Source organism: Type-F symbiont of Plautia stali, from assembly GCF_059731105.1.
Genome location: NZ_AP035909.1, coordinates 2,497,630 through 2,518,303, shown reverse-complemented (window position 1 = coordinate 2,518,303; position 20,674 = coordinate 2,497,630). Strand labels below are relative to the sequence as shown.

Here is a 20,674-nt window from a genome sequence, read left to right as displayed (position 1 = left end):
ATCTGGCTCCTCTGACTGGACTCGAACCAGTGACATACGGATTAACAGTCCGCCGTTCTACCGACTGAACTACAGAGGAATCGTTTGAACGGGGCGCATAGTAACGGCCACGCTGAGCCATGTCAAAGCTCTTTTTCATAAATCTGCGCGACTGCTGAAATAGTCGCCAGTACGGCGTTTAATACACCAGAAGAAGTCCGTCAGACGCTGAACGGGGTGTCACAGCCCGTGCGGCAGACTGAGGTATTTATGAGGTGTTTTACCGCTCTGCCTCCCTTGCCAGGCGGCACGAGGCGTGGTTTGCCCGGATAGTTTTTTACTGCCGTCACAAAGTTTTCATTACGCCTTTGTCAGCAGATAAAACGAAACGTAGATTTCATTTCAACCCTGAAATGAATATCCGGAGCTGAAATGAAACAAGTCCGAATCGGCATGATCGGCAGTGGTTATATCGGGCGCTGCCACGCGATTGCTTATGCTCAGGCCCCGACCGTGTTTGCGCTGAAAGGTGAGATCGTGCGGGAGATGCTGGCCGAGGTAAATCCAGAGCTGGCGGCCCGTCAGGCAGCCACCTTTGGCTTTGCGCGTTCTACGGGAGACTGGCGCGAGCTGGTCAGCGATCCCGCCATTGATGTGGTGGATATCTGTGCGCCCAATTTTCTGCACAAAGAGATGGCGCTGGCGGCGATACGCCACGGCAAGCATGTCTACTCAGAAAAACCGCTGTCCTTAAGCGTGGCGGATGCGCAGGAGATGGTAAGCGCTGCGCAGGCGGCGGGGGTGAAAACGCTGGTTGGCTTTAACTACATGAAGAACCCGACCAGCCAGCTGGCGAAAGAGATCATTGCCCGCGGAGAAATTGGCGAGGTGGTCCATTTTTACGGCACGCATAACGAGGATTATCTTGCCAGACCGGAGACACCGCTCGACTGGCACTGTCAGAAAGCGCTGGCAGGGCTGGGTGCGCTGGGCGATCTGGCGGCGCATATCGTCAATATGGCGCACTATCTGGTCGGTGATATTGCCGAAGTCAGCGGCGACATGATGACGGTCATCACCGCACGACCCGACCCGAAAGCGCCCGGACGTCAGTTACCGGTGGAAAACGAAGATCAGGCCAGTGCGCTGCTGCGCTTCCGCAATGGCGCGCATGGCGTCATTGAAACCTCGCGTATCGCCTGCGGCGCGAAAATGGGCCTGACCTATGTTGTGACCGGAACCAAAGGCACGCTGCGTTACACCCAGGAGCGCATGGCTGAACTTGAGCTTTATCTGCATGACGAGCCCGCCGGGCGACAGGGATTTAAAACGATCCTGACAGGACCCGCCCATCCCGACTATGCGAACTTCTGTGTTTCAGCCGGACATGGCATCGGCTTTAACGACCAGAAAACGGTGGAGGTCCGCGATCTGATTAACGGTATCGCGGCGGACGACCGCATGTGGCCCGATTTTGCCGAGGGGTTACAGGTGCAGAAGGTGCTGGAAGCGATCGCGCACTCTGCTGAGCAGCGACGCTGGATGAAAGTGTAACGGCAGATCAGGAAGGGTGTCAGATAAGAAGGGGACAGGGCGGGAAGAAAGCTTCCCGCCCTTTAAAATCAGATCAGGCCGCTTTTCTCCCACCACAGCTTATCCAGCGCATAGAAGCGATCGCGCTGGCTCTCAGGCTGGTTAAGATCGCGCTTCCACGGCTTGGCCAGTATGTAGTGCAGGTTTTTCACCTCATCGTCCTGCCAGAGCCCGCGGTGCTGGAAGGGCAGCGTTTTCAGCGCATTGTAGATATAAGAGAGCGGCTTCCAGCGGTCGGCAAAGATTTCATTCAGCAAGTCCTGCTCCGAGAAAGGATAGGCGCTCAGGTCATCAATGGCGGCAATACGTTTTTCCATCGCCTCAAACACCGCATTATCGGGCTTGAGCACCAGAAAACCACCGTTTAGGTAGAGATCCACACTCTGTGGCGCAGCTTCGCCGCGTGCCTGCCAGGTGTAGTGGCACTGCTCCGGCTGCCATTCCGGCGGATAGGAGGCGATCTGGTTGGGATTGCAGCGGCAGGCGTGGCAGGCCGCCAGCAGATTATCACCCAGATCCAGGGTAAACAGCTCATCCATGTTCTGCAGCACGAGCATGTCCGCATCCAGAAAAACGACGCGCTCATAGTCCGTCAGTTGCCAGGCGCGCAGCTTGGTCCAGACTTCGCCGAACTGCGCCGAGGCGTAGTGCTGATCCAGATCTTCACGCGGATAGAGTGGCTCAACCGGCTCAATCACGCAGCCTGCATCCTGCAGACGCTGACAGTCCGCCTCAGAAATGGCGGGAGTCGTCATCACCACCAGTGGCCACTGGCTGTGGCTCTGTTGCAGCGAACGGTGCAGCGCTTGGACGCCCACCAGATAATCGGGTTGTGTTAACAGCGTTACCCAGGCAAACATGGCTTTCCTCAGTCAAAAAGTGGCGTGATGTAGTCGTTACCCAGTCGTCCCTGTGGATCGAGCTGGCTGCGCAGGGCGCGGAAGGCGTCCCATTGCGGATAGATCTCACGCCAGTTGTAGCGTTCTTCATCGTAATATTTGCCCCAGTGCGGGCGTCCTCCCTCTTCGGCCAGCAGTTTCTCCACTTCCGTCAGGAAGTGCAGTCCCTCCTGCGACAGCGAACCATCGTCGGCGTAATAGACGACAAAGCCGAAAAAGCAGGTGGGCTGATCGGCGGCCGGGCTAAGCCAGGCCGAGGAGGCGCCAGTGCAGCGCAGGATAATCGGGTAGTGCATATGCGGCCGGTTCTCTGCATACCACTGCTTTATCCGGCGGATGATGGCTGGCGTTTTTGCCAGCGGGACGCCGATCTCCACGTTGATCTGTGGCACCGCAATGCCCCGGCAGAAGAGCTGATAGATGTCACCGGTAACATCCGTGAAGTCGCGAAAACGGGTCACGGTGCGAAACTGCTTGCCGCCTTTCCCCTGAATCTGGGTATCGCGGTGCATGTGCGCCAGGGTCTGATCGATCGTCTCGTTCAGACTGTCATCCGCTTCGCCCTCATGCTCGACCACTTTGCGCCCCTGCTGCTCATAGCGCTGGCGCTCCTCCTCGCTGGCTTCATGGGCGTTCCAGACATGCATCAGATTGTCGTCAACGAACCACCAGGCTTTGCTGAGAGGGTAGTCGTTGTTCCAGCGCAGCAGATCCTCTTCCAGCGTATCAGCAGAGACCGCGTTCTTATGGCAGGTGAAGATGCGGTATGGCCCGGTGCGCAGCGTCACGGCGGTGACAATACCCAGCGCCCCCAGAGAGACCTGAGCTGCCGGGAAATCCGCGTCGCCCCGGACAAACTCGCGCATGCTGCCGTCGGCCAGCACCATGCGGATGGCCAGTGCTTCATCGGCAATCGAACTCTGCTGCAATCCCTGGCCGTGCGTGCCGGTGGCCATCGCCCCTGCCAGGGTCTGAATGGCAATCACACCCGGCGACGACGCCAGCATGCGGTTCATGCGGGTCAGGGTGCGATAAACCTGATCCAGCGGGGTGGCTCCCCCGAAGGTCACGCTATCCTCATCGCTGGCGAGCTGACCGCTGAGCGCGCTGAGGTCGAGCAGTAAATCATCTTCACTGACGTGCAGCATCCGTCCGGGGGAGAGCTTGCTGCCGATGACCCGAATCTGGCCGCGTGACTCCCGGATAAGCGTCTGTAACTCCTCTTCGCTGGCGGGGCGCTGAACCTGATGACGGCTGCCGATTTTAGCGTTCTGCGCCCAGTTCCAGAGCGCATCATCATCGGGTTCAACATGAGTCTGGCGAAGCGGATAGAGGCGTGCGTCTCTGCTCACAACGGCGTTCCTTTTATGGCAATTTAATGACGAATGTTTACTAAGCGTAGACCATGAGTAAGCGGAGCCAGAGCGGTGAGCAATTATTTGCTGATATAGCGTAGTGTGGCGGTGACAGCGAGCTGACGATTGCGCCGGATACTCTCTTCTTCGCTGTTATCCGGACTGAAGAGGGCATTGAAGGTGTAGCGGTTTGAGACGTGATGAACACAGATACTGCTGATCAGACGATGAACGTCGATGGTCTGCACATCGGCGATAAACACGCCCTCCTGCTGACCGCGGGCCAGGATGTCATCCAGCAGATCCAGCGCGCTGCGGTTAAGCGCTTTAATCTGCGGTGACTGCGTGATGTAGCGACCGCGTAGCAGGTTCTCACTGCAGACCAGCCGCATAAAGTCGGGATGGGCAACGTGGTAATCGAAGCTCGCTTCCACCAGGCGGGTCATGGCCAGCTCCGGCGTCATGGCGGCCAGGTTCAGGTCGGTTTCATGCGCGCGAATCTGCTGATAGACCTGCTCCAGCACTTCGATGTAGAGCTGCTCCTTGCTGCCAAAGTGATAGACCACCATGCGTTTGGTGGTCTGAGCGTGTTCGGCGATCTGCTCCAGTCTGGCACCCTGCATACCAAACTCTGCGAAGGTTTTCAGTGCGCCTGCGATGATGCGTTTTTTCAGCCCTTCCGGGTCATTTTTGCGTTTCGTAATTTCGGACATGGTGCTCAATAAGGTGATTCTGACCGGGGAATGGTAGCACAGTGTTGAGGCGTAGCCCGCAATCGCGGCGTCAGCCTGGCACAGCCCGAAAGATTACAGGTATAATCCCGGACAATATTTAACAGATTCAGAGACGACAATGACAAAACTCACCTTACAAGAGCAGATGCTGAAAGCAGGTCTGGTATCCAGCAAAAAAATGGATAAGGTTCAGCGCACAGCGAAGAAATCCCGGGTTCAGGCGCGTGAAGCCAGAGCGGCGGTCGAAGACAACAAAAAAGCGCAGCTTGAGCGCGATAAGCAACTTAATGAGCAGCAGAAACTGGCCGTCCTGTCGAAAGAGTACAAAGCACAGGTTAAACAGCTGATTGAAATGAATAAAATCGAGGTGGCAAAAGGCGACATCAGCTTTAACTTTACCGACAACAACCTGATTAAAAAAATCGTGGTGGATAAGCTGACGCAGACCCAGCTGATTAATGGCCGTCTCGCCATTGCCCGCCTGACTGCTGACAAAAATGGCGAAAGCCAGTACGCCATCATCCCGGCCAGCGTGGCGGATAAAATTGCCCAGCGTGATGCCAGTGCTATCGTCCTGAACAGCGCACTGAGCGAAGACGTGCAGGATGAAGATGATCCCTATGCCGATTTCAAAGTACCGGACGACTTGATGTGGTAACCACGTACTGAGGCAGTCAGAAGGGGCTGGCGGCTGAGACGTGTAGAGGCTCACCGCTGACGGGATGTGTAAACGCTAATTCACTGGCGTGCAGCATCAGCCTCTCCGCCTGCTCAGCGCCCGGCAGCACCTGCCCGCCATAGAGATCACAGCCCAGAATCGGGTGCCCCAGATGCTGACAGTGAATGCGCAGCTGATGGGTACGCCCCGTTTCCGGCGTCAGCTCAACCCGCGTAACCGCCACCTCCATTCCTTCTTGTCCCTGCCAGTGGCTGCGCCCGATAACCCGGAAGCGCGATCGCGCAGGCTTTCCCTGAAGCGGGCAGACTGTCATGCGGGGAAACTGCGCCGGATCTTTCGCGATGGCGGCATCAATCACACCTTCATCCTCAGCCAGATGGCCGCACAGCAGCGCCTGATACGTTTTGCTCACGCTGCGCTGGCTGAACTGCTGACTGAGCGCCGCGTTGATCGCTTTATTCAGCGCGACGACCATCAGTCCCGAGGTGCCAAAATCGAGCCGGTGCACCAGCGTACAGCCCGGAAACAGTCTGACCAGCCGGTGATGCACTGAATCGAGGTTTTGCGGATTCTTACCGGAAAGGCTGAGCAGCCCGCTGGGTTTATTCACCACCAGCAGATGATCATCCTGAAACAGAAAGGTGATCTCGTCATGGCAGGGCGGAGCAATAAACGTATCGATAATGGCAGACATAGTGAAACCGGACGATGAAGGGCAGAGGATCATAACCGATTGCGTGTTGAGTGACGACTCCCGGCCTGTCAGGGCAGAGACAAACTGAAGGGATGCCAAAAAAACATTTAGTATTTTGTTCAGCAACTTGCGCTATTTTTAGTGATAAATTCGGGCAGTTCTCCCTTTTACGACTACAGTCTCTGGTGAGGTTGTTTTCAATTCGTACCAATGGAGGATTTTCTGTGTTAATTCAAAACGACGAGAAAGGCCACGTAATTATTGGCGAAGCGGCACTGAGCCTTGCCCTGGGTGAGAAAGAAATCAGTATCGCATCACTCTTTACTCAACTGGGACACATGGCGAAATCCGAGAGCAACCCCGACCGGCTGACGCAAATCTCCGAGGCCAGAAGCTGGCTGAGCAGTTTTACGTCTCCGGCGATTGCCCAGCAACAGGTGCCGTATCTGCAGACACTTACAGGCCTGAACGACGAACTGAACTAGCTGTAACTGAACTGACACCAGTGGACGTAGTCCGGCTCCGGCCGGAAAACGACGAAGCGAATAACCTCACAGGTTGCGCGAAAGCGTATACCGGCCGGAGAAACTGTCATGGACGACACTCCTCTCGCCAGAGCCTTTTTATCTCCCCACAGCCTGAACGATCCTCGCGCAGCCAGCCCTGTTGATCAGGACTGGCCAGACGATACCCTGTTAAAAACTTTCCCAGCTGCTCTCTACAGAAGCCTTAAGCGGCACGGCCGGAACAAGGCGAGGCGCTGAAGAAGGCGCGGGGCGGCTGACGGCGTGCTGAGCACCAGAAAGGCGGAACACCGCCACCGTTTTTTCCAGCTCCTCTGCCTGTGCTTCCAGTGAACTTGCTGCGGCAGAGGACTCTTCAACCAGTGCGGCGTTCTGCTGGGTCGTCGTGTCCATCTCTGCCATCGCCACGGCGATCTGGGAGATGCCCCGGTTCTGCTCGTCGGAGGCCGCAGCGATTTCGCCCATGATATCTTTTACCTGACTGACGGAGCGGACGATATCATCCATGGTGGACTCCGCGCGCTCTACAAATCCGGCCCCCTCACTGACCCGGTCCAGTGACTCACGGATCAGCGTTTCAATCTCTTTGGCCGCCAGCGCGCTGCGCTGTGCCAGATTTCTCACTTCACCCGCGACCACCGCAAACCCGCGTCCCTGTTCACCGGCACGTGCGGCTTCGACCGCAGCGTTGAGCGCCAGGATATTGGTCTGGAAAGAGATGCTGTTGATGACGTGAATGATTTCACCAATTTTGCCCGAACTCTGGCTGATGTTGTTCATTGTCACCGTCACATCACGGATGATCTCGCCACCACGACCGGCATTCACTGACGCCTCTGTCGCCAGCTGACTCGCATGATGCGCATTTTCCGCATTCTGTTTAACCGTCGACGACAGCTCTTCCATACTGGCTGCGGTCTGGACCACGGCCGCAGACTGCTGTTCTGTTCGGGAGGAGAGATCGGTATTGCCTGCTGCGATTTCCGCTGAGGCACGTGCCACGCTGCTGACGCCGTCACGCACGTTGGTGATGATGTTCTGCAGGCTGCTGTTCATGGCATCGACCGCCAGCATCAGCTGACCGAATTCATCGCCACGTGTTGTGGTCAGCGAGGTGGTTAAATCTCCCCCGGCAATACGCTGCGCGGCGCTCAGCGTCTCTTTCAGAGGCTGGGTAATGCTGTGGGTGATCCGCCAGGCGATCAGCAGACTCAGTACCACACAAATCAGTGCGGCAAAGGCAATGCGCCACTCTGCCTGTTTAATAAATTCCGCAGAGAGCTGTGACTGGAAAGCGAATGTATCGGAAACCGCCGCATTAAGACGCTCAGCGCTGGTGGTCAGACCCGCCGACTCACTTTTCTCTTTCTCTGCAGCATCGACATAGCGCGTTAACGCCTCGCGCTGCTGCGCCAGGGTGCTGAGGACCGTGCGGGAAACCTCGTTAATTGCAGGCTGTGCAAAGCTGTCCAGCTGCTCACTCAGCGTGGTGATCGCCGTGAACTCCTCAACAACCGACGCTCTGCTGGCCTCAGACGGTTTTTCCAGGAACGCCTGTTCAATGTTTGCGGCATCAAACAGCGCGGCGGCCAGACGCATGACCGGTAATCCGGCATCAGGGGTCAGTGCCAGATCCAGCGACTCCGACTGATGCGCAAGGGCAATCAGGGCGTCCGGTTTAATGGCATCAAAGACGTGAGATGTGGTCTGTGCGGCGGTGACAAATTTCTGTCGCTGCTTCTGATAATCGTTAAGCAACTGCCCCATCAGCGCGACTTTCTGCTGACCGAGTTCGTCCCACTGAAAGCCACTGAGGCGTTGATACAGCGTATCTAACTCCTTCAGCGCCTGTACGTTACGGGCGGCAAATTCCGGGTCTTTGGTGTACTGGTAGAGCGTGCGGTTGAGGCGAGCCTTACTTAAGGTGTTTACCATCTGAACAGTGATGGTGCGTCGTGCCGAGTTATCTTTGATACTGCTGAAACAATCGAAAGCGAGCCAGGTAATAGCCAGAGAGGCGGCGATGACGATGATAAAACCGGCACCCAGTTTTTTCCCAATTTTAATACCGGAGATGTGTTGAGCAAGGCCCATAAGTTTCACCTTTAATGAGGTTTCTGAAGCGGGATAGAGGCGATTAAATAATCTCTGTCATCTTCTTCTTATCGTCAGGGCGGGATGAAGCTTTAATAAAAATTATATATTTCAGTTTATCTTCTTAATTAGAATGCCATTGTTTTCACTGGAAACTATCCGCCTGCTAATCTTCAGAGGGGAACCTTAATGTCATTGATTTTAAAATCAAATGGGTATCTCTTGCGCTGGTGATGGCTTTACATTAATTGAAGAAATCTTTATTGATTAAGATCAATTTATTTACTCTTTTAAAGATAATATGTCAGACAGGCTAAGGGATTTGTTGCACAGAGCTGATTAATGCAGGTTGTTTAACTCACCCTTACGCACGCGAGCTTACATGAATGTCAGACTATAACTTTTACACCAGGGGCAGACACACGGTTGTAGTGAATCGATCAGACGTCACGCGTGCCGTCGCGCTGACAGAGCAGGGGTATAAAAAACAGTTTGAGGAGGTTCGCGCCCCGGATGAGCAGCAGGCAGTGACACGGCTGGCAGATATGCGCAGAAACCAGCGTATCGATCAGCACAACTTCCTCGCCGGTGCGGCGACGATGCCATTGATCGGTGTACTGACCGCGCTGGCAACTTTTCTGTTCTGGCGAAAAAAGCGCTGAAGTGAACCGGCTTCATTTTGCAGAAGCCGGACAAAGAGAGAGCATAGCGTCAGTAAGAAGGCGCATATTCTGCAACCGCTTACCTTCCCGTTTCACACCCTCCCGATTTATAAGCCCGCTCAGTCAGCCCGAGCGGGCTTTTTCATTCAGTGTAGCCATCCCCTGAGCCGCACCCTTATCTGATCCGGCGTGGATCGTAAAACAGTGAAATTATTATGCGTTCTTCACTGATAAGGCGGAATACCTCTCGCTGTTCGCGCCAGGGACGCATGCATTCCGGCTGATTCTGCATCACACTCGATTATCGCTTTACACCTATATAGTCCCCGAGCTATATTGATAAGTATATCTTGTGTGGCTGGTTAAAACGACCGACAGGTTTGATCGCTGGTTTCGCTTACTTAATGACACCGACCGTGCCTGTGTGCTGGCTGCATTAATGGTATTGCGGGAGAAAGGGCCGGGCCTGGCAAGACCTTATGCAGATACGCTCAGAGGTTCAGCCTATATCAATATGAAGGAGCTGCGTATTCAGAGCCGGGGTGATCCCATCAGGGCATTTTTTGCTTTTGACCCGAATCGTATTGCGGTCGTGCTCTGTGCCGGAAATAAGGCCGGCAGCGACAAACGCTTGTATCGGGAGATGCTTCCGATTGCCGATCGGGAATTCACACACTGGCTGAACACCTTTAAATATAGGGAGTAACGTGATGGGCAGAACGCTGGAACAGCTTATTGCGGATGAAAAACCGGACGTCGTTGCTGACGCTGAGGGGAAGGCAACGGATATCCTTCTTAACATACACCTTGCTGAACTGCGCGAAAAAGTGCAGAAAACGCAGGTTGAAATGGCGGAAGCGCTGGGCATCAGACAACCTACCGTTGCCGGAATGGAGAAACCAGGCCGTGACCTGAAGCTCTCAACCCTGAAACGCTATGTTGATGCGGCAGGCGGTAAACTGCGCCTGGTTGTGGAAATGCCGGACGGCTCACACTACGGGTTTGAGGTGTAATCCTCCCGCCCTGGATGACCTCCCGTATTGCCCGGAGAGAGAAAGCAAAAAGCCCGCTCAGGTTTCCCTGAGCGGGCTTTTCTAATTCTGGCTCCTCTGGCTGGGATCGCCTTTGCCAGTAATTGGTTGATAAGTAAGCTAAACCTGAATTCTCTTTCTGTCAAGACCACCAGAATGACCACCAATAGTTGGGTCTTAACTAACAATGTTTTCACGCTGTATCCAAATCGTGTTGTGAATCAAGGGAGGTCAGCCTTTGGCTAATCCCTTTTTCGTTTAAAGTGTCCATATTGTGTCCACGTGGATCACCCCCCGATGACTATGACGATTCGGTAATAAAAAACCTACCCACGCTTTTAGCATCAGCAATTTGCCCATCTTAACGGACATTATCCAACCGTTGCGTTCGGCCAGCCGCGATAAAAATACGGTGTTGGATTCCTGTGACTGATCGATGTGGGTAATCTGGATCTTCGCGAAAGAATCAGGCACCTAGTAGTCGGTTTATTACAGGCTGCAATTGCGCCTACCACCGCGCCGAGCGTGGTGTCATGCCATGACTCTTACCGCCGGGAATTAAGCGGGCCGCGAAAATCAGCACTGCGCACCCGGGAGCGTTACCGTGTTGGCTGTGCCGTGATGCTCCACCTCATCAAACGTAAATTTCTTTTTCCGACCAGTGCAAAACCTTTCCTACCGAGCCAGAACGACAGAACTGTGTCGCACCGGCAACTTGACAAGGTCGTTACTGTCGTCGAGTTGGTCAGCCTCAAATCCCCGGTTGTCGATAAGCGACAGACTAATCAGGCGGTCACTGATATTGTGGTAATGTTGTTACTGCCGAGGGTCAGCATAAACTGAGGCGTCAGGATGGCACCGGCACCAGTCATCACATCCTTCATCGTTAACCTTCCACCACTGAGAGCACATCACCTGCCTTGCCGACAGGTACAACTGATGGCAATCAGGAGGGGGTTATGATGGATGAGACAACAATCAGTCATCTAGGGAGTAAATTTTAGCCCTTAATAGTAGGAACCGATTTCTATGCACTTTTAAAAATGTGATTAGACGCTCGCCGAATACTCGTTTTCAAACCTCCCATGTCTGATTCGATGGGAAGTTGATCACTATGTTTACGTTAAAACTTGGACAAGTACTATCAAAAGAGTATTCTATATAAAAATTAATTCAAAACGGTTGTAACATGGAACTAATAGCTCTTTACATCGAAGATTTTAATGGCGTACTTGATAGCTTTATAAAGCTAAGTAGTAAATTTTCAATTAAATATGACCATAAAAACCTGACCATTCGTGAAGGGGTTAATCGTGATATATATTATGATGGCATCCCGTCGACTTTATTGATTGGACAGAATGGGACGGGTAAAACTACTATATTAACCTATATTGAAGATTTTCATTATGAAAATGAAAATACTGGATTTATGGTATGGTATTCTAATGATAAAATTCATATAACTTGCAAAGGAACTAAGCCGTCTCGTATTAATGCGCATTATCCAGTCGATGTAATTTATAACCCCATTAACTTTTTTTCCAAGAGTAAAATATTTACAATTAAATCTAATAATACTGTTGATTTTAACTCATATTTATTTGGCAGTAGAAAGGGCACAGCTAGGAATTTTATTGATATATCATTATCAAATACAGGCAGAGGCAAGGCAAATAAAAAACAAGAGATAGCTAAGATAGCTAGGTTTATTAATGCAGGGAAATCTCTACCGGATACTATTAATCAGGAGAAAATATCAATTCTAGCAAGGCTTTCACTTTATGGCGCGGAGCGGACAAAGAAAATCCTAAAAGACGCTGACTTCAGAAATAGGCATGGGGACATACTTGTTTCATTTTTTAATCATTATTACGAAAAATACAGAAGTACTCAGTTTCCACATGGATATCCTTCTAGAGAATATCAATTTATAAGGCATGATGATTTTTCTTCGTATGCTAATTTTAAAAATAGCAATTGGGGTCTGACATTTTTCTCTTTTATTTTTAGTAAGCTTTCAAATGAGAGAAAGTTAACTCATTCAGTAACTGATGTGATATTTTTTACGCTAACATCCATTCTGTATTCATTTTCTAAAAAGATAACAACCGAAAAAGATGGTGCAGATTTTTTATATTTGAAATTAGTTGTAGCTTCGTTTTTCTCCAATGATCGAAATTGCATAAATAAAATTGAGTGTACCGTTAAGGAACATTTCAATATTATTGATGAAGATAAGGTCATTAAAGAAATCATAAAGCTCAAAAAAGATATTGATCTATTTCAGTCAATAATATACAAGCTATTTGATAGTAACGAAAAATTAATAACTAAAAATTTAGAACTGAATTTTTATATAAGCTCACCTGGAAATGCCGCGGACTTAATAAGTATGTCAAATGCTTTGCCTAAAGAATTTGATGCTATATTTAGCATTGAATGGAATGGGTTAAGTAGTGGTGAGGTTTCGTTATTACATCTTTTCTCGAGTCTATATAATTCAATTTATAAAATATATTCCTCTAAAAACAAAAGCAAAATACTATTGCTACTTGATGAGATTGATTTGTATTTGCACCCTGAATGGCAACGGAAAATATTTTCTGATATTATAGATATGCTAAATGAATTCAACGATGGTGTAAGTTTTCAAATATTGATGTCATCGCATTCGCCTATAATTGCGTCTGATTTCTTACCCGTAGATATAATTTCTCTCAGTCGTGGTTGTAATAAAGAAATAGTCACAGGTAATCTTGATTCAATTGGTTTTGGAGAATCAATTGAAAAAACCATGAGTCAAGGTTTTTTCTTAAGAGCAACAGTAGGTGAAAGAGTTCTTAAAAAAGTGGAAGAATTAATTAAGAGAAAGAATGATAAATCATTCATTAACGATAATAAATATATAACCTCCTTGATAAAAAACAAATTCCTCACATATGTTCTGGGGATCAAAAATGATTAAAGTCCCGACTAGGTTTTCTTCCGAGTTCGTTGAGGAATATTATAATATTGTTTCTGATATGGTTTTTCTTAATAAGGTCAATGAGTACAATAATGACTCACAGGAATGCAGTGAGTTTATGTTTTACTTGAGTCAGAATTTTTGCAAAATAGTCACTGCGGATTTCAATGAACTCTTAGATATTTTAACAAACATAAACAATCTATTTCCTGTTATTTCCGAATGCTACAACCCCAAACATTTTTTCCAAGGAGTTGAGCTGAATCAAATACCTTCGATACTTGAAATAATTAGCATACATCTACGGGGAGATGTCAATCTTAATAAAATATGCGCACTAAAGAATGATGCAATACGTGAGATCTCATTTATAAATAGAAATCTTCAGAGTCATTTTGTTGGTTTGTATATCTCAGAATTAAATGACTCAAGTGATGCATGCTCAATAAAATCATGTTGCAAAAGAATTCACGCCACTTTAAATGATGGATATATAGATTTAGAAGTAATGCCTGAATGGGTTAGGATGTTAAAGGATATAATATCCTATGAGTCGATGCCTAGCGAAATTCTTCGTAAAATTGGTGATGAGCTTGCTTTGGATTATTGTCCTATGTGCAATGAATCTCAAGTGGGAAATATCACTGATGATAATAGGGTTTATAGACAGGCTCTTGATCATTTCCTACCAAAATCCAAGTATCCTATTTTTTCATTAAGCATCTATAACCTGATACCTTGTTGCAATACATGTAATTCTCTATTTAAAAGGGACAAGGATACTTTATATCCACTTCATGCGAACCCTTATATTCAGGGTGCTGATGAATATGTTATTTTCGACATCGAAAAACTAACGTTGGCAATGCTATATAAAAAAGAAGCTGGTTCGAGGGTGAAATTTATTGCAACAAACACGGCTGTTGATAATAACATAAAGTTATTCAAATTATTAGGCGTTTACAATAAAAGAGCAACCAAGGCGGAAATTTTTCGGCTTATGGGACTTTTTAAAAGCTATTATGAAAATTGGAGCGCATTTATGAACTATGAAGAATTCCTTATTAAGGTGGTTAATTATGATAGGTCTAAGCTACCATACGAAATCATTTATGGAAAATTCAAAATGGATCTATTAGGGTTCATGGAAGAGGTGAATCGTTAAACTTTTTTGAGCAATGAATAGTTCTATCGTACCTGACAGGACTGGCTGTATGTGGCAGTTGTCATCGAGCTCTTCACCTGGAATGTAGTTGGCTGGTCAATGATACCAACTCTCTCACGCGAACTGGCGCTGGATGAACTCATTGTGGCCCTGTGGCGACGAAAACCGGACGGTAAAGTTATATCTTGCATTCGGACTAGGGCAGTAAGTTCGGCAGCGACAACTGGAAGTGCTTCAGTAGGACAATAACCTAGCCCCAGCATGAGCCAGTATGGCAACTGCTGCAATAATGCTGTGGCAGAATGCTTTTTAAGCTCGCTAAAAAAGATTGGATCAGAAAACGGATATATAAAACTCGGGATATGGCCTGGGCTGATATCTTTGATTATATCGAAGTGTTCTATAACAGGACCCGACGCCTCAGCCACTTGGGAGGCGTCAGTCCTGAGACCTTTGAAAAGGCCTCGTCGTGAGGACAGGAAATGTCTAAGGTTGTGGGGTCAGTCCAGTGATGTCTCACGTTGAAGCCTCATGCTGCATGTTTGGTGGAGGCATTTATGTCAAAGTTTGAGTTTGGGAGAATAAATGAACTGCCTTATTAAGCACAGCCAGAGCTTTGTTATTGAAAGTATAGTCAAAAGACTAATCGAAGATGTCAATGAGTACTCTTATTTACTGACAACGGAAGATTGGCGGTTGCTGATGAGTTTGGATAATTTTGTTAGTGAACGGAAGATTTGTCAGAAGCAGTGTCTGGGCTGCTTGGAATTCGCTAGGACGATGACTATGCTTTCCAATTTCATTAAAGGGATCTGGAGCGCAAACAAGGAAAGTGAAGCGATCGTAACTGAGTTATGCCGTCTCTTTGACATTCAGGATGATTCCGATCATACCGTCCTTGCGCTGGACTTAGTCGTTTCTCCTGACTATGTAAAATCAAAAATTCCTGAAAAGTCCTTGCCAGACTATGAAATATACGTAGGCAAGGTCAAAGGGGAGGTTATTCGCTTGGCGTTGGATCATTTTCAACATGAACGGGCGAAGTGTAATGATACAATTCTTGCTTACGCGAATCTTGAGCGAGAGCAAATCATCGCTTATGAGCCAATAGAAATGCCTGTCGGAAAGGAATTGTTTTACGTTGATCAAAATGTTGTCAGCAAATATGGGCGTGATGAAAATTTTAGTCGGCAGGTTGATAATTTTAAAAGCAAGGTGGATTGCAAGTTCGTCTATAGCCCCTATGTGATTGAAGACGGTATTAAAATGAGTCGTGTTCGGCTTGCCGAGTACTTAGAGGCGATCGAAGCACTTACAGATAACACTATGCTGGTGCCCACTGAGAGCGGTGTGATGCTTGCGAGGGAAGATATTAAGGTTACGTTCGATCGTGTTTTGCTCTGGAGAAATGCAACGAGAGCGGCTGAGGATTTAAAAGTGAAACGGATGCACTTTAATCATTGGGGGTATCCTCATTACTCAAGGAAATCAAGGCTGTCGGATCGAGCCAATAAGAATATTGACGAGTTTTTGGCGTCGCTTCGTCCCTATTTAGATGATAGCTGCTGTGACTTTGATTTGAATGACTATGAAAGTGATCAAGCGTTGTGTCAAAGGCTGAGTGCGGCAACTATAGAGAAGTCATTTTCCTTGAAGGAACTTATTGATAAGTCGATCAAGCATGAGAGTGACGCTGAATGCATGACGCACATTGAGCATCTTTGCGACTTCTTTGACTTGATAAATTATAAGACGGAGTCTCTTTCTGAACTGAGCAAAATTCGTAGCAGCCTGCAGGATACCGAGCACTTGAAACATGCATGGAAAGCTGATTATTTTGTGACTAATGACAATAGACTACGTACACGTGGTGCTTTCATTTATTCTGTTCTTGGGTTAGATACAAAATTCATAAGCATCAAAGAGCTTAAAGAAATGGTCGTTAGTGAATTCAATAAATGATGGATGCACAGATTTTAGATGACGTCAGCGCTACCGCGACGTTCAATAGTGCCTCCCGAAGCAGCAGTATCAGTATCGGATGTAAAGATACTGGCAGTGTCAGGTAGGCTATCCAGGGCCGCATGGCCAGCTGCAGTAACACGGTCGTTGTCCGGATTTGATAAAGCCCGATTTCTGTTGCGATGAGCTACTACCTCCGTTGGAGCCGTAGATCTGATCAGCAAAGAATGTGTAATGACCATAAACCGTTTTGATCACAACCGAACCCGCTCAACAGATTTGGCAGGGCCAGACGGTATCTTGCGATTTGAGTGCTAATATTATTTTGGAAGACAAATAAGAATATAGGGAGGCAGTAATGCGGATTTCTCGAATCCGGTTAATTAATTTCGCCAACTTCTCTGATATTGATGTTGAAACGGGTGAGAGCATTGTTATTGTTGGTGAAAACAAGGTTGGCAAAAGCAATTTTATTCGCGGCCTGCAGCTGATTCTTGACCCTGGGTTGTCTGAGCGTGACCGTCAACTGGGTTTTGAACATTTTTGGGATGGATTGGGCGAAGAAAAATTGGGGGAGACCATCGAAATTTCGGTGGATCTTACGGATTTTACTGACGATGCACGATTGATGGCTCATCTGAACGATTGTGTTCTTAATCCGGGCCCACCTATGGTGGCCCGGCTTACCTACCGCTTTCAGCCCAAAACCGAGTTAAATCGAGCTCCTGAATCGTTAAAAGATTATGAGTATGTGATCTTCGGTGGCGCTGATCCTGACATGCATATTGGTGGTGCATTTCGACGTATGTTGCCCATCGATGTTCAAGGCGCGTTGCGTGATGCCGAGAAGGATCTTTCAAGCTGGCGTAATTCACCCTTAAGACCGCTTATTGAAGAACTATCCGCATCTCTGGACGACGAGACTCGTGAGGAGATTCAAACCTTGGTTGATAAGGCTCAGCGGGAACTAGCTGATCATGATGAGGTGGCAGCGACAGCCGAACGGATTAGCGAACGGTTGATTGCTATCGCAGGTAAGCAACATGCCGTTCCGGTATCGCTCGGACTTGCACCGACTCGCGTTGATGCGCTGCTACGTAGCCTTCGCTTGCTGCTTGACAGTGGCATTCGTGGCATTGGCGATGCAAGTCTGGGGACGGCTAATCTGATTTTTCTTGCCCTGAAAAGCCTCGAACTTGATCGTCTTGTTGATGACGGTGAACGAGACCATACGTTTTTCGTAGTCGAGGAGCCGGAAGCGCACCTACATCCGCACGTACAGCGCTTGGTCTACCGTTATTTCTTGGGTACTGACGGGGAAAATGGTGATGAAGGGACGCCGCTGACAACGATCCTGACCACCCATTCCCCACATATTGCCAGCGTCACGCCTGTTAGATCTATCGTTCTACTGCGTTATGACGCAGAGGACAAGAAGACAATTGCTGTTTCAACGGCAAACGCACCGTTTACGCGGCGGGATGAAGATGATTTGCAGCGCTATATTGACGTCACACGCGGTGAAATATTCTTTTCACGTGGTGTAATCTTGGTGGAAGGAGATGCCGAACGTTTTCTCGTCCCTGCATTCGCCGATGCTCTTGATATTCCTCTCGATATGCTTGGGATCACGGTGTGCTCTATCGGTGGAACAAATTTCACTCCGTATGTGAAGCTCTTGGGGCCACGGGGGCTCAATATTCCGCATGTGATTCTGACAGACCGCGATCCTATGGAGGGTGGAGTGCCGCTGGTTCGTAAGAGACTTATCAATATTTTAAGCGTGCTTGAGAACAATGTTGACCATGATGATATGGATACCGATGAGGTGATTGAATTTGCCGGGGGGTATGGATGCTTTGTCAATGAGATCACCCTTGAGCCCGAGCTGTTTACCGGTGGACTGGGCGAAGCCATGAAGTCGGTTATCGAGCAGGAATTGTCTCTTAGACGAGCTACTCTGAACGAGATACAGGCGTGGGTGGATGACACGGACCAGCTTGATAATGTCCGGTTGTTGAAACTGATTGAGCGAATTGGCAAAGGGCGGTTCGCCCAAGCGCTGGCACCTTCGGTGTCGGAGGATGTTTGCCCGAATTACATTCGTGAAGCACTGGAGCATATCCGTAATGCCGTCGCGTAGTGTCAGTGCAGCCTACTTGGCTCAGGCTGCCGAGCTGGCCGGGAATCCGGGCCAGTTAGCCGCGTATCACTCCCGGGGACACTGCGTGGTGCTCGCCGGGCCGGGTAGTGGTAAGACAAAGACGCTCGTGCTGAAGCTGGCCCGAATCCTGGCTGAGGATGTTCAGGCTCCACGTGGTGCGGCATGTATCACATACAGCCAAGAATGCGCACGTGAGCTAATCCGTCGTCTCGAAGCTCTGGGGCTCAGAGAGGCACCGAATCTCTTTATCGGAACTGTTCATGGGTTCTGTTTGCGCCATCTGTTGATGCCCTATGGACGACTGGCCGATCTGCCAATCCCATTTCCGATGTCAGTAGCGTCTCAGCGTGCGAGCGAACGGTTACTTCGACAATCCGGTGACCGTCTATTTGGCCCAAACCATCCTTATAAGGCTATTGATCTTGGGCGGCATCGCCGTTCAGTGCTGAACCGCAACAGCGCTGCCTGGCGTGCAGAGGAGGAGCTAGCAGCTTGGGCTGAGGCCTACGAAGCGGCATTGCGGCAGGAAGGGCTAATAGACTACGACGATATGGTGATATTCGGCCAGCGTCTGATCATTGAGCATGATTGGGTTCTGCCCCTAGTACAGGCGAAATTTCCGATCCTTGCTGTGGATGAATATCAGGACTTGGGCGTGGCGCTCCACCGTATGGTTAAACGCCTGGCTTTCGAGGGAGGCGTACGCTTATTTGCTGTGGGTGATGCAGACCAATCGATTTACGGTTTCACTGGTGCCGATGGTGCATTACTCCTAGAACTGGCAGGCAGGAGAGACGTTGAAACAGTTCGGCTCCAGTTGAACTATAGGTCAGGGGCGGGCATCGTCAATGCATCGGAGATGGTGTTGGGGGAGGTTCGTGGTTATCGAGCAAACGACCCGAACCGCCAGACAACCATTGCGTTCCAGCTGTGCCCGGATGGTTTGGTGGATCAGGCTGTCCATGCTGTCGCGCAGATTATTCCTGCTGCGTTGGCCGCTAAGCCGGGTCGAACGCTGGGTGACATCGCCATTCTGTACAAGGACTACCGTGCCGGCGATGTGGTGGCCGATGCGGTGACAGCTGGCGGTTTTGATTACATTCGTGTGGACACCGCAGCACCTTATCGCAAGGTTACCTTGACGAGCTGGGTGGAGGATTGTGCGGCATGGTGTGCTGGCGGTTGGCGTATTGGGCACCCTCAACTGCGCGGATTGATAGACCGTTATATAGCATTTCATCGGGCAAGGCTGGATGATGCATGCGCCCGGCGTAAGGGGCAGGAATTAACTAGGCTGCTTTGGGCGCTTCGTGCAGACCGACATCCTGCGTGCGATTTTGTCGCATCTTTGCGCAACGGTCTCGTTGATTCCATGCTGGCAACTGAGCCGACGCTTTCTGATCAGGCTGAGCAACTAGATCGCATGACTGCTGCACTTGCCGAAGGCGGTACGTTAGCGATGTTGGATATCACGAGCCTAGGTGGTCGTGACGGTTCACCTGAGCACCTCAATTTGCTGACACTTCACTCAGCAAAAGGTTGCGAATATGACGTGGTCATCATGGTCGGCTTAGATCTGGGGAATTTGCCGTGGCGCAATGAGGCGCCAGAGAAGCTGCGTGAAAGCCGTCGCCTTTTCTATGTGGGGCTGACCCGCGCACGGGACGAGGTGCATATGCTGTATTCCGGTTTTGTTGATGGTCGCTACGGCCCTATGCGTCTAGGGCGTTCCCCATTTCTGGATGAACTGGAGGTGCGTATGCGAGGGGCTGGTTTACAGTAGTCGGGAATAAATGCGTGATCGAATCTGTGGAAAGCCAGTAAAAGACAATGCCGGTGATCGCGCCACCTTCCAACACTCAACCTAAGGAACAATGCATCTTCCATATTTTAGTCTACCGAGCAGGCAAATTATCACCTGCGACTGAAACTGGATCGAAAATGAATCGTAATTTGATGGACAAAATTAGATTCTGTTAACGACTCACCAATAAAAAAATCAAATCAAAAAGCCTGCACAGCTTTACCTGAGTGGGCTCTTCAAATTGAGTGGGCTCGTACTTCATTTGTATTTCCTGCTACAAGGGATGATAATGTTTTAATAAAGCCACCCCTAATTCATAATGGGTGGTTTTATTTTGAACTAACTTGTAGTAAATAATTTTGACTTG

The 20,674-nt window shown here is 49.4% G+C and carries 16 protein-coding genes, 1 tRNA gene and 2 pseudogenes; 12 read left to right on the top strand and 7 right to left on the bottom strand.

Annotation, left to right across the window (positions count from 1 at the left end; genetic code table 11):
* Positions 1-3 precede the first annotated feature (3 nt).
* A tRNA-Asn gene (locus tag AC6I7A_RS11955) sits at positions 4-79 on the bottom strand.
* A gap of 332 nt (positions 80-411) precedes the next feature.
* Between AC6I7A_RS11955 and AC6I7A_RS11950 the strand changes: the two genes are divergently transcribed.
* Positions 412-1,533, top strand: a complete 1,122-nt coding sequence (locus AC6I7A_RS11950; protein WP_058956655.1) for a Gfo/Idh/MocA family protein — start codon at positions 412-414, stop codon at positions 1,531-1,533.
* 68 nt (positions 1,534-1,601) lie between these two features.
* Here the strand turns inward: AC6I7A_RS11950 and AC6I7A_RS11945 are convergent, their stop codons facing one another.
* From AC6I7A_RS11945 to AC6I7A_RS11935, 3 genes are all read right to left on the bottom strand, one after another.
* Positions 1,602-2,432, bottom strand: coding sequence for a glycosyltransferase family 8 protein (locus tag AC6I7A_RS11945; protein WP_058956654.1), 831 nt, complete (start codon positions 2,430-2,432; stop codon positions 1,602-1,604).
* An 8-nt stretch (positions 2,433-2,440) separates the two neighbouring features.
* Positions 2,441-3,823, bottom strand: a complete 1,383-nt coding sequence (locus AC6I7A_RS11940; RefSeq protein WP_058956653.1) for a D-arabinono-1,4-lactone oxidase — start codon at positions 3,821-3,823, stop codon at positions 2,441-2,443.
* An 83-nt stretch (positions 3,824-3,906) separates the two neighbouring features.
* Positions 3,907-4,539 (bottom strand): TetR/AcrR family transcriptional regulator, encoded by a 633-nt coding sequence (locus tag AC6I7A_RS11935; protein WP_058956729.1) that lies wholly within the window; start codon positions 4,537-4,539, stop codon positions 3,907-3,909.
* A 139-nt stretch (positions 4,540-4,678) separates the two neighbouring features.
* Here AC6I7A_RS11935 and AC6I7A_RS11930 point away from each other — a divergent pair, with 139 nt between their 5' ends.
* Positions 4,679-5,218, top strand: a complete 540-nt coding sequence (locus AC6I7A_RS11930) for a DUF2058 domain-containing protein (protein WP_046102161.1) — start codon at positions 4,679-4,681, stop codon at positions 5,216-5,218.
* 16 nt (positions 5,219-5,234) lie between these two features.
* On the opposite strand, the gene AC6I7A_RS11925 is transcribed toward AC6I7A_RS11930, so the two are convergent.
* On the bottom strand, positions 5,235-5,933 hold the full coding sequence (locus AC6I7A_RS11925) for an RluA family pseudouridine synthase (RefSeq protein WP_058956652.1): 699 nt from the start codon (positions 5,931-5,933) through the stop codon (positions 5,235-5,237).
* Between the two features lie 224 nt (positions 5,934-6,157).
* On the opposite strand from AC6I7A_RS11925, the gene AC6I7A_RS11920 reads away from it, so the two are divergent.
* Entirely contained in the window at positions 6,158-6,418 is a 261-nt protein-coding gene (locus tag AC6I7A_RS11920; protein ID WP_058956651.1) for a hypothetical protein, read from the top strand.
* Positions 6,419-6,628: 210 nt separating this feature from the next.
* Here AC6I7A_RS11920 and AC6I7A_RS11915 read toward each other — a convergent pair whose 3' ends face one another.
* Positions 6,629-8,551 carry a methyl-accepting chemotaxis protein gene (locus AC6I7A_RS11915; RefSeq protein ID WP_058956650.1) on the bottom strand — a complete coding sequence of 641 codons (1,923 nt, stop codon included), beginning with the start codon at positions 8,549-8,551 and terminating at the stop codon, positions 6,629-6,631.
* 431 nt (positions 8,552-8,982) lie between these two features.
* Between AC6I7A_RS11915 and AC6I7A_RS11910 the strand changes: the two genes are divergently transcribed.
* The 3 genes from AC6I7A_RS11910 (at position 8,983) to proR (ending at position 10,226) form a co-directional block, all read left to right on the top strand.
* Positions 8,983-9,213, top strand: a complete 231-nt coding sequence (locus tag AC6I7A_RS11910) for a hypothetical protein (protein ID WP_498003664.1) — start codon at positions 8,983-8,985, stop codon at positions 9,211-9,213.
* A 352-nt stretch (positions 9,214-9,565) separates the two neighbouring features.
* Positions 9,566-9,919, top strand: a complete 354-nt coding sequence (locus AC6I7A_RS11905; protein WP_058958419.1) for a type II toxin-antitoxin system RelE/ParE family toxin — start codon at positions 9,566-9,568, stop codon at positions 9,917-9,919.
* Positions 9,920-9,923: 4 nt separating this feature from the next.
* The gene (proR, locus tag AC6I7A_RS11900; protein WP_058958418.1) at positions 9,924-10,226 is read left to right on the top strand and encodes a transcriptional regulator ProR; all 303 of its coding nucleotides are present in this window, start codon (positions 9,924-9,926) and stop codon (positions 10,224-10,226) included.
* A 351-nt stretch (positions 10,227-10,577) separates the two neighbouring features.
* Here proR and AC6I7A_RS11895 read toward each other — a convergent pair.
* Positions 10,578-11,128: pseudogene (locus tag AC6I7A_RS11895) on the bottom strand (phage late control D family protein); the annotation flags it as partial.
* 305 nt (positions 11,129-11,433) lie between these two features.
* Between AC6I7A_RS11895 and AC6I7A_RS11890 the strand changes: the two are divergent.
* From AC6I7A_RS11890 to AC6I7A_RS11865, 6 genes and pseudogenes are all read left to right on the top strand, one after another.
* Positions 11,434-13,212 carry an AAA family ATPase gene (locus AC6I7A_RS11890; RefSeq protein ID WP_498003662.1) on the top strand — a complete coding sequence of 593 codons (1,779 nt, stop codon included), beginning with the start codon at positions 11,434-11,436 and terminating at the stop codon, positions 13,210-13,212.
* Positions 13,205-14,377 (top strand): hypothetical protein, encoded by a 1,173-nt coding sequence (locus AC6I7A_RS11885; RefSeq protein ID WP_058958416.1) that lies wholly within the window; start codon positions 13,205-13,207, stop codon positions 14,375-14,377. The genes AC6I7A_RS11890 and AC6I7A_RS11885 overlap by 8 nt, the downstream gene beginning before the upstream one ends.
* 36 nt (positions 14,378-14,413) lie before the next feature.
* Positions 14,414-14,850: pseudogene (locus AC6I7A_RS11880) on the top strand (DDE-type integrase/transposase/recombinase); the annotation flags it as partial.
* Positions 14,851-14,962: 112 nt separating this feature from the next.
* Positions 14,963-16,339 carry a hypothetical protein gene (locus tag AC6I7A_RS11875; protein ID WP_058958415.1) on the top strand — a complete coding sequence of 459 codons (1,377 nt, stop codon included), beginning with the start codon at positions 14,963-14,965 and terminating at the stop codon, positions 16,337-16,339.
* Between the two features lie 358 nt (positions 16,340-16,697).
* Positions 16,698-18,482, top strand: a complete 1,785-nt coding sequence (locus AC6I7A_RS11870; protein WP_058958414.1) for an ATP-dependent nuclease — start codon at positions 16,698-16,700, stop codon at positions 18,480-18,482.
* Complete coding sequence (locus AC6I7A_RS11865) at positions 18,469-20,286, top strand: ATP-dependent helicase (RefSeq protein WP_058958413.1); 1,818 nt, start codon at positions 18,469-18,471, stop codon at positions 20,284-20,286. The genes AC6I7A_RS11870 and AC6I7A_RS11865 overlap by 14 nt, the downstream gene beginning before the upstream one ends.
* Positions 20,287-20,674 lie beyond the last annotated feature (388 nt).

Excerpts from the sequence above, each read along its gene's own strand:
- AC6I7A_RS11950 (WP_058956655.1), top strand. The coding sequence starts at position 412 with ATGAAACAAGTCCGAATCGGCATGATCGGCAGTGGTTATATCGGGCGC.
- AC6I7A_RS11945 (WP_058956654.1), bottom strand. The coding sequence starts at position 2,432 with ATGTTTGCCTGGGTAACGCTGTTAACACAACCCGATTATCTGGTGGGC.
- AC6I7A_RS11935 (WP_058956729.1), bottom strand. The coding sequence starts at position 4,539 with ATGTCCGAAATTACGAAACGCAAAAATGACCCGGAAGGGCTGAAAAAA.
- AC6I7A_RS11930 (WP_046102161.1), top strand. The coding sequence starts at position 4,679 with ATGACAAAACTCACCTTACAAGAGCAGATGCTGAAAGCAGGTCTGGTA.
- AC6I7A_RS11925 (WP_058956652.1), bottom strand. The coding sequence starts at position 5,933 with ATGTCTGCCATTATCGATACGTTTATTGCTCCGCCCTGCCATGACGAG.
- AC6I7A_RS11915 (WP_058956650.1), bottom strand. The coding sequence starts at position 8,551 with ATGGGCCTTGCTCAACACATCTCCGGTATTAAAATTGGGAAAAAACTG.
- proR (WP_058958418.1), top strand. The coding sequence starts at position 9,924 with ATGGGCAGAACGCTGGAACAGCTTATTGCGGATGAAAAACCGGACGTC.
- AC6I7A_RS11890 (WP_498003662.1), top strand. The coding sequence starts at position 11,434 with ATGGAACTAATAGCTCTTTACATCGAAGATTTTAATGGCGTACTTGAT.
- AC6I7A_RS11885 (WP_058958416.1), top strand. The coding sequence starts at position 13,205 with ATGATTAAAGTCCCGACTAGGTTTTCTTCCGAGTTCGTTGAGGAATAT.
- AC6I7A_RS11875 (WP_058958415.1), top strand. The coding sequence starts at position 14,963 with ATGAACTGCCTTATTAAGCACAGCCAGAGCTTTGTTATTGAAAGTATA.
- AC6I7A_RS11870 (WP_058958414.1), top strand. The coding sequence starts at position 16,698 with ATGCGGATTTCTCGAATCCGGTTAATTAATTTCGCCAACTTCTCTGAT.
- AC6I7A_RS11865 (WP_058958413.1), top strand. The coding sequence starts at position 18,469 with ATGCCGTCGCGTAGTGTCAGTGCAGCCTACTTGGCTCAGGCTGCCGAG.